Annotated in this window: 13 protein-coding genes; 6 read left to right on the top strand and 7 right to left on the bottom strand. The window is 69.6% G+C overall.

What is annotated here, in order from left to right:
• The first annotated feature begins 149 nt into the window (after window positions 1–149).
• The 4 genes from WME79_RS34935 (at window position 150) to WME79_RS34920 (ending at window position 4,874) form a co-directional block, all read left to right on the top strand.
• Window positions 150–1,328, top strand: coding sequence for a cytochrome P450 (locus tag WME79_RS34935; protein ID WP_437523790.1), 1,179 nt, complete (start codon window positions 150–152; stop codon window positions 1,326–1,328).
• A gap of 36 nt (window positions 1,329–1,364) precedes the next feature.
• A complete protein-coding gene (locus tag WME79_RS34930; RefSeq protein WP_437523788.1) occupies window positions 1,365–2,618 on the top strand; it encodes a hypothetical protein in 1,254 nt (417 codons plus the stop codon).
• Between the two features lie 372 nt (window positions 2,619–2,990).
• Window positions 2,991–4,010 (top strand): STAS domain-containing protein, encoded by a 1,020-nt coding sequence (locus tag WME79_RS34925; RefSeq protein ID WP_437523786.1) that lies wholly within the window; start codon window positions 2,991–2,993, stop codon window positions 4,008–4,010.
• Between the two features lie 75 nt (window positions 4,011–4,085).
• Window positions 4,086–4,874, top strand: coding sequence for an ATP-grasp domain-containing protein (locus tag WME79_RS34920; protein WP_437523783.1), 789 nt, complete (start codon window positions 4,086–4,088; stop codon window positions 4,872–4,874).
• Between the two features lie 123 nt (window positions 4,875–4,997).
• Here WME79_RS34920 and WME79_RS34915 read toward each other — a convergent pair whose 3' ends face one another.
• Window positions 4,998–6,050, bottom strand: a complete 1,053-nt coding sequence (locus WME79_RS34915; protein ID WP_437523781.1) for a peptidase dimerization domain-containing protein — start codon at window positions 6,048–6,050, stop codon at window positions 4,998–5,000.
• 464 nt (window positions 6,051–6,514) lie between these two features.
• On the opposite strand from WME79_RS34915, the gene WME79_RS34910 reads away from it, so the two are divergent.
• Window positions 6,515–6,886, top strand: coding sequence for a 6-pyruvoyl trahydropterin synthase family protein (locus tag WME79_RS34910; protein ID WP_437523778.1), 372 nt, complete (start codon window positions 6,515–6,517; stop codon window positions 6,884–6,886).
• Window positions 6,887–7,053: 167 nt separating this feature from the next.
• The gene (locus tag WME79_RS34905) at window positions 7,054–9,360 is read left to right on the top strand and encodes a hypothetical protein (protein ID WP_437523775.1); all 2,307 of its coding nucleotides are present in this window, start codon (window positions 7,054–7,056) and stop codon (window positions 9,358–9,360) included.
• Window positions 9,361–9,424: 64 nt separating this feature from the next.
• Here the strand turns inward: WME79_RS34905 and WME79_RS34900 are convergent, their stop codons facing one another.
• The 6 genes from WME79_RS34900 to WME79_RS34875 all read right to left on the bottom strand — a co-directional run bounded on the left by WME79_RS34900 (window position 9,425) and on the right by WME79_RS34875 (window position 15,987).
• Window positions 9,425–11,824, bottom strand: a complete 2,400-nt coding sequence (locus WME79_RS34900) for an ATP-binding cassette domain-containing protein (RefSeq protein WP_437523772.1) — start codon at window positions 11,822–11,824, stop codon at window positions 9,425–9,427.
• Between the two features lie 8 nt (window positions 11,825–11,832).
• Window positions 11,833–12,252: a DoxX family protein gene (locus WME79_RS34895; RefSeq protein WP_437523769.1), complete on the bottom strand. Its 420-nt coding sequence runs from the start codon at window positions 12,250–12,252 to the stop codon at window positions 11,833–11,835.
• The gene (locus WME79_RS34890; RefSeq protein WP_437523766.1) at window positions 12,249–12,689 is read right to left on the bottom strand and encodes an SRPBCC family protein; all 441 of its coding nucleotides are present in this window, start codon (window positions 12,687–12,689) and stop codon (window positions 12,249–12,251) included. Before WME79_RS34890 ends, WME79_RS34895 begins: the two co-directional genes overlap by 4 nt.
• Complete coding sequence (locus WME79_RS34885; protein ID WP_437523764.1) at window positions 12,686–13,015, bottom strand: ArsR/SmtB family transcription factor; 330 nt, start codon at window positions 13,013–13,015, stop codon at window positions 12,686–12,688. The genes WME79_RS34890 and WME79_RS34885 overlap by 4 nt, the downstream gene beginning before the upstream one ends.
• 684 nt (window positions 13,016–13,699) lie before the next feature.
• Entirely contained in the window at window positions 13,700–14,101 is a 402-nt protein-coding gene (locus WME79_RS34880) for a hypothetical protein (RefSeq protein ID WP_437523761.1), read from the bottom strand.
• Between the two features lie 632 nt (window positions 14,102–14,733).
• Entirely contained in the window at window positions 14,734–15,987 is a 1,254-nt protein-coding gene (locus WME79_RS34875; protein ID WP_437523758.1) for a serine hydrolase domain-containing protein, read from the bottom strand.
• Window positions 15,988–16,065: the final 78 nt, after the last annotated feature.

Below are 16,065 nucleotides of genomic sequence, written 5' to 3'. Positions count from 1 at the left end.
GACGACCTTTCAACGTGACAGGGGTGACCGGTCACCCTGACCGGCAGGCTCGCGAGGCGCCACGGACGAGCCCCGGATCTCCCATGAAACGCCGCCTCTCCCGCGCGGGCCCGGCGTGTGCTCGGGGCCATCGCGGGAGGTCTCTTTTCATGAGCGAGCGCGTGGACATCATGACACCCGCCTTCCGAGCGGATCCTTATACGCCGTACGCTGTGATGCGCCGCGAGGCGCCGGTCTGCCAGGTGGATCCTGGCGGGATGTGGGCGGTGAGCCGCTACGCCGATGTCGCAACGGTCCTGCGGACCCCGGAGCGGTTCTCGTCGCAGGGGTTCCGGGCCGCCTGGCAGCCGGCGTGGGTGGGACACAACCCGCTCGCGAGCTCGATCCTGGCCATGGATGGCCCGGATCACGCGCGGCTCCGCGGCCTGGTGAGCCGGGCCTTCGGGGCGCCGGCGATCGCGCGCATCGAGCAGCGGGCCCGGGAGCTGTGCGAGCGGCTCGCGGCCCGCCTCGACGGCGAGGTCGACTTCATCGCCGCCGTCGCGGCGCCGCTGCCGGCGTTCGTGATCAGCGAGCTGCTCGGCCTGGATCACGCGCTCGAGCCGCACTTCAAGCGGTGGATGGACGACCTCCTGTCCGTGACGCCCGAGCCGGCGAGCACGGAGCACGCCGCCCGCGTCCGCGCCACGATCGCGCAGCTCGACCGGTACATGGCCGACGTCATCGAGGCCCGCAGGCGTTCACCCTCCGACGACCTCGTGAGCGAGCTCGCTCGCGCCGGCGAGCTCCTTGGCGATCGCGAGATCATCGATCTGCTCGTCAGCATCCTTGGCGGCGGCCTCGAGACCACGACCCACTTCCTCGGCAGCTCGATGCTCCTGCTCGCGGAGCGCCCCGCGGAGCTCGAGCGGCTGCGCGCCTCGCCGCAGCTCATCCCGAGGTTCATCGAGGAGATGATGCGTTATGACGGCCCGACCCAGTCCGTCCCCCGGCTCACGACGTCGGACGTCGCGCTGGCCGGCGTGACGATCCCCGCGGGCTCGCTCGTGCTGGCCCTTGTCGGCTCGGCGAACCGCGACGAGCTGCGCTTCACGGATCCCGATCGGTTCGATCTGCACCGCGGGCAGCCGAGCCTGACCTTCGGGCATGGCGCGCACTTCTGCCTCGGCGCGGCGCTGGCCCGGATGGAGGCGAAGGTCGCGCTCGAGGTGCTGCTCCCGAGGATCGGCGAGGTGACCCGCGCGCCGGGCGAGATCCCCTACAACCGCACGCTCACCGTGCGTGGCCCCGTGTCGCTGCCGCTCCGCTTCAGGCCGGCGCTTCCCTGACGACAGCTGGTGTCCTGTTCTGCACAATGGCTGTCCATGCGATATCGAGCGTTCCTGCCGCTGGTCTTCGCTCTGCCGGCGTGCGGCCCGGCGGCCGCGCCCTCGCCTGCCGCGAGCGCCGCGCCCGCCGTGGCCAAGGCGGCGGCCCCCGCGGCGCCGTCTCCATCGGCGCCGGCCGTGGGCGTCGCGCCCGCGCCTGCCGCGAGCGCCGCGCCGGCGCCGCAGAGCGCCTGTGCGCTGGAGCGCGGCTTCCACGGCACAATCGGGCCGAAGCTCGAGGTCTTTGCGCGGCTCGAGCGCGACGGAGGGACCGTGCGGGGCCGTTACTTCTATGCCCACGTCGGCGTCGACATCCCGCTGTCCGGGTCTGTCACCGACGCTGGCGAGCTCGCGCTCGTCGAGGGCAACCCGGCGCGCCCGACGGGCCAGTTCGCGGGCACCTGCCGGGCCGACGGCCACCTCCTCGGGACGTGGACGAGCCCGCGGGGCGCCTCGCTGCCGTTCGACCTCGCCTCGGTCGGCGCGCGCGATGTGCTGCTCGTGGCCACGAAGAAGAGGGCGCGCCGCTTCCCGCCGCAGCCGAACCCCGATGGCCCGTCCGACGGGATGGGGATCCCCTTCGAGCCTGGTGAGGCGTGCAGCGAGGAGCTCGCCTGGCCCGAGATCTTCGGCGCCGCGACGGCGAAGAGCGAGGCGGCCCTCAACCGCGCGCTCGAGAGCGGCGCGTGGGTGTTCGGGCAGGGGGACGAGGCGAGTTTGCGCGCGTGCAAGACGGGCGAGCGAATGGCCGCATCGCGCACCTTCGAGATCTCCCTCAACGAGAAGGGGCTGCTCGCGGTCCGCTCCCACGATGCGATGCGGTACGAGGGCGGCACGCACCCCTGGGATCCTGGGCCAGAGCGCTGGCAGGTGCTCGACGCGCGCACGGGCGCGCCCGTGACCCAGCTGCTCGACCGGTCCGCAGCGTCGAAGAAGGCCCTGCGGCCCTTGCTGGAGCGCTGCCTCGCGCCGTTTGCCGACGGCGACGCGACCGTGCTCGAGCTGCTGCGAGAGCGCGTGAGCCTCGACAACCCGGATCTGCTCCTCCTGCCGACGCCCGCCGGGCTGAAGCTCGCCGCGACCGGATATCCGCCGCCGCTGCGCGTGCTCGAGGGCGATGGCCCCATCCTGACGTGGGCGGCGCTCACCGGCGCAGGCGCGGTCGGCCCGAGGAGCCCGCTCGCTCGCCTCTGGGAGGGCCGCGGCGCGGCCGCGGCGGCGGACCCGTGCGCGAAGCAGGGGTCGCCCTGAGCCGGAGCCGATCGGGCCTGTGAACCCGATCCGGGTCGAGGCGACAACCGACAACCCGACCCGGGTTGAGGCATCCTCGGCAATCCCATGATGTGACGAGCCCGGTGACCTGACCGGAGGTTGCCGAGCTGGACAGCTGGATCCGCCGCGCCGTCGTGATCAGCGACGCCAGTGAGCTCCTCTTCTTCCAGCAGACGTCCGCCGGGTTGAAGCTCGCCGCGACCGGAGATACAACGCTGCGCGCCTCCTGTCGGTGTGGGCCGTCATTTCATCAACGCGCCCGCGCCACGCTCGTTGGACGCGACCCAGCCCATACCGAGGCCGTCTTTCCCGGGGCGGATGCTCGTCACGGAGCACGCGGACTGAAAGAACATGGAACAGAAGACAACTCCGACGATCAACGAGCTCGAGCGTGAGATCGATGCGCTGCGCCAACGCGTTGCCGAGCTGGAGATCCCCGCGCGCCGCTACAAGGCCCTGCTCGACGATGGCATCGTGAGCATGATGATCTACGATGGCGAGAGCCGCGTGCTCGAGGTGAATCGCCGGTGGGAGCAGCTCTGGAGCTTGAGCCTCCGGGATGTCGCCGGGTGGCGGTTGCTGAAGGACGAGCAGGTATCCGCCAATGGGTCGATGCCCCTCGTCGAGCGAGCGTTCTGGCGGGGCGAGGCCACGGCGTTGCCCACGATTCGCTACGATCCGGTCCAGGCAGACACGCTCCAGAAGGGAATGGCCCGCTGGGTCGCCTCCTCGCTCCATCCCATCAGCGACGCCGCGGGCAACGTGCGCGAGGTGCTGCAGATCCACGTGGACGTCGGCGAGCTCAAGCGGTCCGAGGACGAGCTGCGGGTCCAGACGGCGCAGCTCGAGGCCGCGATCGACGAGCGGACCCAGCGGCTCGAGGAGCAGCTCCGCGTGAGCGAGGAGCAGCAGCGCGCCATTGCCGCGCTGTCCACGCCCGTGCTCAGGCTCTGGGACGGCATCCTCGCGCTGCCGCTCATCGGCCACATCGACGCCGAGCGCGCCGCCCGACTCCTCGACGTGCTGCTGCAGGCCATCGTGGACACGCGGGCGGAGCATGTGATCCTCGACGTCACCGGCGTGCCTTTCGTGGACGCGGAAGGGGCACGCCACCTTCGCGACACGGTGCGCGCTTCTTCGTTGCTTGGAGCGCAGTGCGTCATCGCGGGCATCTCGCCGGCCATGGCGAGATTGCTGATCGACTGCGATCTCGGCTTCGATGGCGTCCCCATCGTCGCGAGTCTCCAGGACGGGCTTCGGCGCTTGTTGTTCAGCCGCAACGGAGATCGAACGATAGGCGCTGGTGGCGCCGTCGCCGCCGGCGCCCAGAGGCGGGATCTCGCGCGCCGCGATGACCCGCGAGAGCGCTGAAGTTCAGCCGGCCCGGAGGAGCGACAGCGGGCGTTCGATCCTCGCGCTGCCGAGGATCGTGCTACATCCGAGCGCGTGCCGACGCTCGTCCTCTCGCAGCGCTATAGCCCTGACTCGAACGCGCTGTTCGCCGCTGCCCTCGCGGCCGGCTGGGACGTCGAGCGCCTTCGCGCGTTCCGCTGCCCCGAGGGCCTCGCGGCGCGCGACCCCGTGCTCTACGGCGAGACCCTTCTCGCCGACGCCATCATGGACGACCTCGAGGTCGCGCTGCTCGAGCCGACCGCGGACTGGCTGCCCCGCCTGCCCCAGCGCCATCGCCTTCGCAGCGTGCGCCTCACGACCCTCGAGGATGCGCTGGCGCTCCATGAGCCTGCGTTCATCAAGCCAACGGATGAGAAGTTGTTCCCAGCGCGCGTCTACGCGGACGGCGCCGCGATGGATCCGGACCCGCGGCTGCCTTTGGATCTGCCCGTCCTCGTGAGCGAGCCTGTGGTGTTCGAGGTGGAGTTCCGGTGCTTCGTGCTGGAGCGCGAGGTGGCGGCGCTCTCGCCCTACATCCGCGGCGGGGAGATCGCGCGCAACGCGGCTGGCGAGTGGGAGGCGGATTCAGCGGAGGTCGAGGCGGCATCCGCGTCCATCCGCGCGGTGCTCACAGACACTGACGTGGAGCTCCCGCCCGCGGTGGTCGTGGACGTCGGGCGCATGGCAGGGCGGGGCTGGGGCGTCGTCGAGGCGAATCCCGCCTGGGCCTCGGGGCTCTGCGGGTGCAACCCGGCAAGGGTGCTCCCCGTGCTGCAGCGGGCAACCGTGCCACGCAGGGTGGTCTCGGAGGCAGAGCAGCGCTGGCTGCGGCGCATCGGGTGAGGGGTCTGAAGCATCCCCTCGAATTTCCCGGGAAATTCACAGGGAGGCGGGGAGAAGGGGAGTGAAGTCCCATGAATCTCCCCGCCTCCCTGTTCAATTTTTCTCTAAAGATGCCAACCAAAGTCACGTCATCTTGGCGAACCAGCGGTCGAGGATGGTTCGCGCCCGCGCGAGCTCCGAGAGCTCTGTCACCTCGTTCAGAGCGTGCATCGTCCGCTCCGCGCCCGGTCCGAAATTCGCCGCCGGGATCCCGAGCGTCGTGAAGCTTGCCACTTCCGACCAGGTTTGCCGGGCCTCGACGCCTTGAACGCCGCTCTGCTCGAGAGCTGCGATGAGCGCGTGGCTCCGGTTCGGCGGCGCCGGACGGGAGAGCTCCTCGAACCGGACGGCCCCCACGCGGTCCACGAGCGCCATCAGCCGCTCTTGCGAGGCGTGGGAGCTCGTGCTGGGACCGTACGTGTGGTGCACGTTCACTTCCAGCTGGTCTGGCACGACGCTGCCGGAACGGCCCCCGTGCGCCGAGGTGGCGTTCATCATCTCGTACCAGGTGAGGCCGTCGACGACGTCGGGTACGGGCTCGAACGCGACCAGCTGAGAGAGCACGCGCGCGAACTTGTGAATCGCGTTCACGCCGGCTCCGGGCAGCCCGCTGTGCCCCGTGCGGCCTGCAAAGGCGAGCGTCGCGTGTGTCGAGCCTCCCGAGCCGAGCTGAAGCTTGTTGTCCGTGGGCTTGAGCACCAGGGCGAAGTCGGCCCCCCGGAGCTCGGCGTCCTGCTTCATGACCACCCTGAGCTCGCTCGCGTCGAAGCCGCACGCTCCGCGCGCGTGAAACACGAGGGTGATATCGGTGTGTACCTGCGGCCGGCGCTCGGCCAGATCGAGCATCAGGGAGAGGCCGCTCTTCTCTGCGGCGCCAGCGCCGAGCGCGCGGTTGTTCTCCGTCCGCGCTTCGCCTCGTTGCCCTGCGTTCGCCACGTCGAGCTGCCCGACGAGCAGAATCTTGGGGCCTCCCGACCCGCGCGTGAGTGGCGCCACCAGAGAGTCCCCGTAGCGGCGCGGCGGTGAGGCCAAGGGCAGCGCTGCGAGCCGTTGAGTCAGCTCGTCGGCCAGGTTGCGTTCCTCACCCGACGGCGAGGGGATCCTGCACAGCCACAGCAAATTCTCGAGTAGCTCCACGTCGACCTCCGATCAGACCAAACGATGCGCGCTGGCTCCCCCTCCGTCGTACCGGAATCTTCGATACCAGGACACCAGCCAGAAGGCGAGTATCGCCGCTCCGCCGCTCCGCCATGGCCATGCCGCCCACAGCCGTGAGGCAGCGGGGTAGGCGAGGGCAAGCACGCCATGGAGCGTGCGCCAGAACCGGCCGTTCCGGGCGGGTACGCCGGACATGGCACCGCCGGAGACGGATGACCTGATCCCGCGGGCGGCTGCTCCGTTCGCGGAGGCGACTGCGGTCGCGAAGACGGCTGCTGCGAAGTTCGCCGGCGGCGTTCGGCCGGCCAGCGGATCTCTTGCCCCGGCGCTATGATCGTCACCAGCGAGGGGACGTGTCCCTCGCGGTCGCGCGCGTGGCCGAGGTGCTGGCGGGCGTCGGGAGCTGATCGCGCCCGGGGGGGCGCCCAACCGAGGAGACCGAGATGTACGAGCTCACGATCGAGCGCCTTCTGCATGTCGCCCACGCGCTGCGGCTGCACGACGGCAAGTACGAGCCGCTGCACTGCCACAGGTGGCATGTCCACGCCCAGGTGTCGGCGGAACGGCTCGACGAAATCGGCGGGGTCATGGATTTCAACGCGCTCGATCGGCTGCTCGCCGACGCTATCAGCTCGTTCGATGGCAAGACGCTGAACCATCTGCCCGAGTTTGCGGCCCTCAACAGCTCGAGTGAGCGCATGGCCGAAGTCCTTTATCGCAAGCTCGCGCCGCGGCTGCCGCCGGGCGTACGCCTCGACTGCGTGACCCTCCTGCGCGACGATGCGATCCGCGCCCGGTTTACGTACAAACCCTAGCCGGGCCCGTCTCAGGTCCTGGCAGCGATGGCCAACGAGCACGCCGCCGATGACCTTGCCGCGGGCAGCCACTCCAGAAAGAACCATATCGCGCTTCTCGGCGTGACGTCTCACGGTGCTTGGCACATCCGTTGACCCCTCGCGCGCGCCGGGCCACCGTGGGCGCCATGGAGTCGACCTGGATCTCTGACGCTCGCGCCAAGTTCGCCGCGCTCCGCGCGCTCACCCCCGAAGATCAGCGCGAATCGCTCGAGCTCCGCCCGCCGGCCTCACCCGAGCAGGTCGGCGCCTTCGAGGCGGCGCGGCGGATCCGCTTGCCCGACGAGTACCGCGACTTCGTCCTCCACATCGCCGACGGCGGCGCCGGCCCGGACTACGGCCTGGCCCCTCTCGACGCCTGGACGCCGGACGCCCTGCCGCGGGTGGAGGTGGTGATCACCTCGATCGACGGCGATCGCGTCTCCGCCGGCACGGGAGAGCGCCCGCCGCTCAGCCGACCTGCGGAGATGGACAAGCCCTTCCGGCTTCGCGAGCGCTGGGCGGTGCTCGACGCCGAGGGGCGCCCGAACCCGCTCCCCATCCCCGCTGGCGACAACCCGTACGACGGCTGTCTCTATCTCTCCGACAAAGGCTGTGGCTACTTCGATTTCCTCGTCGTGACCGGGGATCTGGCCGGCCAGGTGTGGAGCGACTTCACGGCGGCCGAGGGCGATGCAGAGATGGGGCCGACCGGGCTCTCGTTCCGCGGCTGGTACATGGGCTGGCTGGACACGCAGCTCGCGGCCGCGATCGTCGAGCACGCGCGCCGGGCGCTCGCGGGGCAGGCCCTCGCAGACGCCGAACGGGAGGCGCTCGTCGCGCACGAGCGGGTCGTCGCGCCGGGCGAGAAGGCGCACACGCTCGCGGCGCGCGGGCTGGTCGATGTGTTCCTGGGGCGGGACGAGGAGGCGGCGCGGCGGCTCGCCGAGGCCGAGGCCGTGGAGCGCCACCATCACCTGGTCGAGGAGCTCCGGCGCGTCGTGCACCGGCAGGCCTTCGCGGACGCCACGAGCGCGCGGCGCGAGGACCTGGAGCGCGCTGCGCGCTACCCGGTCGCCGAGGTGCGCGAGCACGTGGCGCAGAACCCCGCGGCCGCAGGCGAGGTGCTGGCCGCGCTCGCCGACGATCCCGACGATGCCGTGCGCCGCGCTGTGGCCCGACACCCGTCCTCGTCGACGGGGACGTTGAGCCGGCTGCTCGGCCGCGCTGCGCGCTCGCTGCACAGCGTGGAGGGGCTCGAGCGCGCCCTCCTCGAAGCGGAGGCCATCGCCCTTCATCCGCGCGCCGCTCCGGAGGCGCTCGCGTCGCTCGCCACCCTCGATCGCGAGATCGACGCGCCGCTCGCCCTCTGGCTGGTCCGCGCGGCGGCCCGTCACCCGGCGCTCGATCCCGATCTGCGCCGTTCTCTCGCCGCGCACCGATCGCCGGTGGTGCGCCACGCGGTGGCCCTCGCCCCCGCGCTCGATCCCGCGGACGTCACCGCCCTCGCGCGCGACGCCGACGCGGCGGTGCGCATGGCGGTGGCGGCGCGGCCCGATCTCCAGGCGTCGCTGCTGGAGGAACTCGCCGGCGATCCGAAAAAAGACGTGCGCGTGATGGTCGCGGAGCACCCGAATGCGCCGCCCGGCCTGCTCGCGCGGCTCACCGCCGATCCCACCTCGTCGGTCATCTACGCCCTGTGCTACGCGGCGGCGCTACCCGCCGAGGATCGGGCCATTCTCGAGCTGCACCCTCACTACCAGGAGCCGGAAGGCAAGCACGAGGCGTTCGGGCGCTGGCGCTACACGGGCCGAGTCTCCGGGCCTCCGTTGCCGCTCGACGCCTCCATCGACGAGGCGCAACGATACGGCGTCTACTCCCACCCTTCGTTCCCGACGCCGCTCCTCGCCCCGCACATCGAGGAGCAGTATCGGCTCGGAGGGTACGAGATGGCGCTTCACCCCTGGCTCCCCGGCGATCTGCTCGAGGTCCTCAGCCGCGACGATTATGGCTACACGCGGAGCCGGATTGTCGGCCTCGCCGCCACGCCGCTCGAGATCATCGAGCGGCTCTCGAGCGACGTGCTGGGAATGGTGCGCGCCGCGGCGGCCGAGCGCGCCGAGCTGTCGGCCGAGATCTGGGAGCGCCTCTCCCGCGACGAGGACGACGACGTCCGCGCTGGCGCCGCGGCCAACCTGCGTTCGCCCGCGGAGGGCCTGCGACGGCTCGCGCGCGATCCCGAGCGCTGGGTCCGGCGCGCGGTGCTGTGGAACGCGGCCGCGCCGCCGGAGCTGCTCGAAGAGCTGGCGCGCGATCCCGAGCCCGACGTGCGCCGCGCCGCGCCGCTCAACGCCGCGGTGCCCGCCGAGGCCATCGCCCGATTGGCGGCCGACCCGCTGCCGGAGGTGCGCGCCTGGGCCGAGTGGCGCATGCGGCTCTCGGCGCGGTTTGCCTGAGGAGAACCATCGCGCTCCCCGCCGGCGCGCTCGTGGCGCCGGCGGGTGGGTAACGCGGACTCGCTCAGCGAGATTTCCCAGCTCGGGCAGCCTTTGGCTGGCTTCCGACGAACGCCGCCAGGTGCTCGCCGGTCAGCGTCGACTTCACCGCCACCAGGTCGGCCGGGGTGCCTTCGAACACGATCCGCCCGCCGTCATGGCCCGCGCCCGGCCCGAGGTCGATGATCCAGTCGGCGTGCGCCATCACCGCCTGGTGGTGCTCGATCACGATGACCGACTTGCCGGAGTCGACAAGCCGGTCCAGCAGCCCGAGCAGCTGCTCTAGGTCGGCCAGGTGCAGCCCCGTGGTCGGCTCGTCGAGCACGTAGACGCCGCCGTCGGCGCCCATGTGCGTCGCGAGCTTGAGCCGCTGCCGCTCGCCGCCCGAGAGCGTGGTGAGCGGTTGGCCGAGCCGCAGATAGCCGAGCCCCACGTCGGCCATGCGCTGCAGGATCGCGTGCGCGGCCGGCGTGTGCCCCTTGCCAGCGCCGAAGAAGCCGACCGCCTCTGCGACCGACAGATCGAGCACCTCGGCGATGTTGAGCTTGCCGAGGCGGTACTCCAGGACCGACGCCTGGAACCGCTTGCCCTCGCAGTCCTCGCACACCGTGGTGACGCCGGCCATCATGGCGAGGTCGGTGTAGATCACCCCGGCGCCATTGCAGGTCGGACAGGCACCCTCGGAGTTGGCGCTGAACAGCGCGGGCTTCACGTTGTTGGCCTTCGCGAACGCCTTGCGGATCGGCTCCAGCAGATCGGTGTACGTCGCCGGGTTGCTCCGCCGCGAGCCACGGATCGGGGTCTGGTCGACCGACACCACCCCATCACGGCCGGACACAGAGCCGTGGATCAGCGAGCTCTTGCCCGACCCCGCCACGCCGGTGACGACCACCAGCACGCCGAGCGGGATGTCGACGTCGACGTTCTTCAGGTTGTGCGCGCGGGCGCCGCGCACCTTCATCACACCCGACGGTTTCCGCACCGACGGCTTCAGGGAGGCCCGGTCGCTCAGGTGACGCCCGGTGAGCGTGCCGCTCGCCCGCAGCCCGTCGACGGTGCCCGTGAAGACCACCTCGCCGCCGGCGGTGCCGGCGCCGGGGCCGAGATCGACGACGTGGTCGGCGATCGCGATCGTCTCCGGTTTGTGCTCGACCACGAGGACGGTATTGCCCTTGTCGCGCAGCCGCAGCAGCAGCTCGTTCATCCGCTGGATGTCGTGGGGGTGCAGCCCCACCGTCGGCTCGTCGAAGACGTAGGTGACGTCGGTGAGCGACGACCCGAGGTGGCCAATCATCTTGGTGCGCTGCGCCTCGCCGCCCGACAGCGTGCCCGACGGCCGGTCGAGGCTGAGGTAGCCCAGCCCGATCTCGACGAACGAGTCGAGCGTGTGCCGCAGCGTCGCCAGCAGCGGCTTGACGGACGGCTCGTTCAGATCGCGCACCCACTTGGCCAGGTCGTTGATCTGCATCGCGCAGGCGTCGGCGATGTTGATCCCCTTGATCTTGGAGGACCGGGCAGCCTCGCTGAGCCGCGTGCCGCCGCACTCGGGACACGTGGAGAACTTGATCGCGCGCTCCACGAACGCCCGGATGTGGGGCTGCATCGCGTCGACGTCCTTGGACAGCATCGACTTCTGGATCTTCGGGATCAGCCCTTCGTAGGTCAGGTTGATGCCTTCGACCTTGATCTTGGTCGGCTCCTTGTGGAGCAGGTCGTGGAGCTCCTTCTTCGTGAACTTGCGGATCGGCTTGTTCGGGTCGAAGAAGCCGCAGCCGTTGAAGATGCGCCCGTACCATCCATCCATCGAGTAACCGGGGATGGTGAGCGCGCCCTCGTTGAGCGACTTGCTGTCATCGTAAAGCTGGGACAGGTCGAAGTCGGAGACCGAGCCCATGCCCTCGCATCGCGGGCACATGCCTCCGTTGACCACGAACTCGCGCTTCTCGGTCTTCTTCCCGCCGGCCTTCTCGATCGAGATCGCCCCGACCCCGCGGACCGACGGGACGTTGAAGGAGAAGGCGTTGGACGAGCCGATGTGCGGCTTGCCGAGGCGGCTCCACAGCACCCGCAGCATCGCGTTGGCGTCGGTCGCCGTGCCGACCGTCGAGCGGGAGTTCTGGCCCATCCGCTCCTGATCGACGATGATCGCGGTCGTCAGCCCTTCCAGCACGTCGACCTCGGGCCGGGCCAGCGTCGGCATGAACCCCTGCACGAACGCGCTGTAGGTCTCGTTGATCAGCCGCTGCGACTCCGCGGCGATGGTGCCAAACACCAGCGACGACTTGCCCGATCCCGAGACGCCGGTGAACACGGTCAGCCGCCGCTTGGGGATCTCGACGCTGACGTCCTTGAGGTTGTTTTCCCGGGCGCCCTGGACGCGGATCAAATCGTGGCTGTCTGCGGAGTGCTGTCTGGAGGAGGCCATGTTCGCGATCATGTCATCAACACCGACGGTCTGTGAAGAGGCTCCGGCAATCTGCGCGAGTCCGGCCGCAGCGCCCACGACGTCACCGCCAGCGCGAGGACCACGAGCGGCGCGATGATGTGGCCGGCGTTGCTCATGGAGTCGCTGGCGCCGACGGCGGCCCAGGCGTAGGCGGCGCCGGTGAGGTCGAAGACGAGGCCCGCGTACGCCCACTCCTTCAAGCGCGGGAATCTGGGCGCCAGCAGCGCGAGCGCGCCGAGGATCTTCCAGATGCCGAGGAACGTGACGAAGTGCAGCGGGTAGCCGAGGCGCACGAAGCCGTCGACGCTTTCTGGCGCGTGGAGGACGTGGGCCACGCCGCCCGAGACCAGGGACGACGCGACCAGGCCTGTGGTCACCCAGTAGGCCACGAGCCTCGCCCGGATCATGAGACCCTCTCGAGCAGGTCGACGAGCTTCCCGCCCATCATCTTCCAGCCGTAGCGCGCGCCCGCGAAGTTCTGCTTCTGGTCCGGCTTGAAGCCCGATTGCACGAGGGACAGGCGCGTGCCCGACGCCGTCGGCGTGAGCGTGAAGGTCACGACGGTTTCCAGGAAGGGGACGCTCCACGTGTAGCTGAGCTTCCGATGGGCTTCGATCTCGACGAACCGGCAATTCACGGTGCCGTCCCAGCCGGGGTACGGCTGCGTCTTGAGCGTGAACGCCGCCCCCGGCTCGAGCTGGAGGCCGATGGTGGGCAGGAGCCACTCCGCGAGCAGCGCCGGTTCGGTGAGCGCGCGCCACACCTTCTCCGGCGAATGACGCAGATCGAACTCGAACGAAATGGATTCGGTTTGCGATTGTGCGGTCGTGTCGGTGAGGTTCATTCGTCCATTTTCTCCAGCAGTTGTTCGAGGCGATCGACGCGCTCCGTCCAGAAGGCGCGGTAGTGCGCGATCCAGTCGACGAGCGGCTTCAACCCGCGCGGCTCCACCCGGTAGTAGACACAGCGCCCCTCGCGCCGGCCGCTCACCAGCCCAGCGTCTTTCAACGTGGCGAGGTGCTGCGAGATCGCCGGTTGCGAGATGTCGAAGCGCGCCGTGAGGTCCTTCACGGCCGCTTCGCCACGCGTGAGCGACTCGAAGATCGCCCGGCGGCTGGGGTCCGCCAGCGCCTGGAAGATCTTGTCTTCGACCACGGCCGCGCTCTGCATCCACGACTTATAAGCCACGGCTTATTGATTGTCAAGCGCGCGGATCGGGCTGCCCGGGTGCGTCGGGGTAGGAAGGCATGGTTTTTGCGTTGTTTCCCGTGCAGCACATCGCAGGTCACGTCGATGTCGACGGGATGGACGCCAGCGTCGTCCCCGCCGACGACTGCCTCGCCGTTCACCGACGGTGCATGCTCTCTGAGAGCGGCCCCTTTGCGATGAGCTGGGGGTGAGCTACGGCACAGCGAGCATCGCCACGGTGTCGAGTACGGCCCGGAGCCGGCCGTTATTCCAGGCGCGCTTTCCTGTCCCTTACGTGTCCTTTGCCGGGACGATCTGCAGCATCATGCCTGGGAAGACACCGAGCTCCGCGAGTGTCTTGCGGCCGAGTTGCATCAGGTTCTCTCGAGATCCAAATCGAAATACCTGTCCGCTCATGCAATCGCGAAGCAGCCAGCTCTCTTGGTACGTGAAGGGGCGCACGAACGGGTGGATGCCTGCGGTGAAGTAGATGGTATTGAGTAAGTCGTTGAACGCGTTGCCGCTCGGGAACTGCCCTGAGCGCTGCCGCGCGTGCCTCCCGGGAGGCCGCCGGCACCCTCCGGTCTGAGGGTCACGTGTGCCCCGGTGCTGTAGGAGGGACTTGCGCAGCGCCCGACGTCGACGCGACACGGCGCGCGGCGGGGATCACCAGGGAGTCCGCGGGCAGGCGATGAGGCTACAGTTCGTGAAGGTGTACCCGTCCGAGGTCGTGTAGGTGTTGCAGAGATCGCACGCGGGGAGCAAGGGATTGTCGAACGTGGGGCAGTCGAAGCGGCGCTGCTTGTAAAAGCGCGATGTATCGCCGTCGGCCTCCCGGTAATTCGGGTCGCACTCCCAGTTCACCCAGCCCACGACCGTCGAGTAGGACGCGTCGCTGTAGTACGTGCGGAAGTAGCCGCTCGACGGCAGCGGCTGCTGCGCTGACTCCACGATCTCGCCCTCCTCTCCGGCGAGATCCTCTCCGGCAGGATCGGCGCTCATCACGCAGCCGGCGATGGTGGCGGAGGCGACGAGCGAGGCGAGGACCAGGCGAATCTGCTGAATCATGGGTAGCTCCTTCTTACGAGGCGAGAGGCACAGAGAGGGCACGACGGCTGCGGCGATCACCGATCCGCCGTCGCGCTGGGGGGCATTGCAAAGGGGGGACCACACGGCGACGCGCGTGCTCCCCCGGCCACGAACGGCGCCGGCGCGCGCCGGGGCGTGGCGAATTGAGCTAACCTTGCGCAACTTGCGCCGAGGGCGCGCTACGGCGCGTCGTGGCCAGCCAACGAGCGCCATGGGCGTGGCCCCTTGCCGCTCTCGCCGGGGCTGACGATGCTGGGTGCGGGGCGGCTCTGCCCGCGGCCCAGGGGGCCTGGGGCGGTGCTCTGCGAGGCAGCCTCGGCCCGCGTCGACGACCGCGACCCGCGTCGCTCTGGACGCGACGGCGTCGCCTTCTGCCGAAGCAGCGCGCTCCTCGGTCGTCGCTTCGCAGTCCCTCCGTCCGGTCTCGCCGCTGTTGCCGGCGCCCTGCCGCCGCTCTCGCATCGCACGCCAAGCCTGTGTCCCTGGCCTGCTCGACGTCAGGATGTGCTCTGCCGAGCGCGTACCTCCGGCGCGTAAGCAGCCTGACGTCTGGCCGTTCAGCTGCGGGGATGCGTGCGTGAGCGCGCGTCCCCGTCAGCCGCAACGGCTTGTTAGCCGGCTGCTGAGTGATGAGGTCGTCGGCGGTCGTCGCCCGACGCCAAGGCTTGGAACCGGGTGATGGCTTCGTAGACTCCCAAGCCGATGCCTCTGCTGAGCTGGTCCCGCTCGACCATGTTATGTGCCAGAAAAATCAGCACCGAGTTGTCGTTGGCGTCCGCGCGCCACCAGCCTCCGAAGCCGCCTGGCCAGCCGACTGCACCCTCGCGGCCCCCACACACCGTGGGCTCGGCCTTCTTCGGATCGAGCACCACGGCGACGCCCATCCCGAACCCATGACCGCCCCGGAAGAGCGGCATGCCTCCCACTTCAGCCGTGGCGCGCTGCTGCTCCGTGAGACGGTTGGAGGTCATCAAGGCGAGAGTCTCGGGCCGCACTATACGCACGCCATCCACGGCGCCTGCTCCCAGGAAGATGCGCGCGAATGCGAGATAGTCGTCCAATGTCGACCACAGCCCCTGGCCGCCGGAGACATATTTCATGTCATCAGGCCGTTCAGGGACCGTCGAATCGCCTGGACAGGTGAGGCGCGCGGAGAGGCGGCCCGAACCATCGAACCCGTAGTTCTTGACCCGCCGCTCCCGTTTCTCACGTGGCACGATGAAGCCGGTGTCGGCCATGCCAAGCGGATCGAAGATCCGGCGCTTGAGCACGTCGCCGAGCGGCGCGTCCTCGATGCGTGCAATGAGCAACCCAAGGAGATCGGTCGAGTGACCATAGTGAAGGGTGGCCCCCGGCTGGTCGAGCAACGGCAAGGCAGCCAGCCGCGTGATCCAATCATCGGGCGCCACGTGGCTGTCGATATCGCCTCCCAGCGCCTCCCCATAGGCCTTCGCGATGGGTCCACGATGGAAAGCCCCGTAGGTCAGTCCCGAGCGGTGCGTCAGCAGATCCTCGAAGGTGATCAGCCGTTCTGCCGGGTCGGTCTCGTCGATCGGGCCCGTGGGAGAACGCAGGACGCGCATGTCTCTGAACTCCGGTGCCCAGCGAGTGATCGGATCGGTCAGCGCGAAGCGCCCCTCCTCGAACAGCATGAGCGCCGCCGTCGAGGTGATCGGCTTTGTCATCGACGCGATGCGGAACAGACTGTCATGCTCAAGGGGCAGCTTGGCCTCCATGTCTCGCCACCCAACAGACGCGCGCTGAATCACCTCGCCGTCGCGACAAACCATCGTTGCTGCGTTGGCGAGCGCGCCAGCGCCTACGATGGCTCCGACGGCCCTCGCGATCTGGTCTCCTTCGTTCATTGGTTCCCTCGATTCATTCCATGTCCGGTTCACGGCACAATCAGCTGCGTCGCACGGCCTGGCGGCAAGTTATATCAT

It is taken from the genome of Sorangium sp. So ce726, from assembly GCF_051521405.1.
GTDB lineage: Bacteria > Myxococcota_A > Polyangia > Polyangiales > Polyangiaceae > Sorangium.
The sequence above is the reverse complement of the archived record's forward strand: the minus strand, read 5'-3'. Positions and strand labels throughout refer to the sequence as shown.

Coding starts and splice junctions, on each gene's coding strand:
- WME79_RS34935 (WP_437523790.1), top strand. CDS start 150: ATGAGCGAGCGCGTGGACATCATGACACCCGCCTTCCGAGCGGATCCT.
- WME79_RS34930 (WP_437523788.1), top strand. CDS start 1,365: ATGCGATATCGAGCGTTCCTGCCGCTGGTCTTCGCTCTGCCGGCGTGC.
- WME79_RS34925 (WP_437523786.1), top strand. CDS start 2,991: ATGGAACAGAAGACAACTCCGACGATCAACGAGCTCGAGCGTGAGATC.
- WME79_RS34910 (WP_437523778.1), top strand. CDS start 6,515: ATGTACGAGCTCACGATCGAGCGCCTTCTGCATGTCGCCCACGCGCTG.
- WME79_RS34905 (WP_437523775.1), top strand. CDS start 7,054: ATGGAGTCGACCTGGATCTCTGACGCTCGCGCCAAGTTCGCCGCGCTC.
- WME79_RS34900 (WP_437523772.1), bottom strand. CDS start 11,824: ATGGCCTCCTCCAGACAGCACTCCGCAGACAGCCACGATTTGATCCGC.
- WME79_RS34895 (WP_437523769.1), bottom strand. CDS start 12,252: ATGATCCGGGCGAGGCTCGTGGCCTACTGGGTGACCACAGGCCTGGTC.
- WME79_RS34890 (WP_437523766.1), bottom strand. CDS start 12,689: ATGAACCTCACCGACACGACCGCACAATCGCAAACCGAATCCATTTCG.
- WME79_RS34885 (WP_437523764.1), bottom strand. CDS start 13,015: ATGCAGAGCGCGGCCGTGGTCGAAGACAAGATCTTCCAGGCGCTGGCG.
- WME79_RS34880 (WP_437523761.1), bottom strand. CDS start 14,101: ATGATTCAGCAGATTCGCCTGGTCCTCGCCTCGCTCGTCGCCTCCGCC.
- WME79_RS34875 (WP_437523758.1), bottom strand. CDS start 15,987: ATGAACGAAGGAGACCAGATCGCGAGGGCCGTCGGAGCCATCGTAGGC.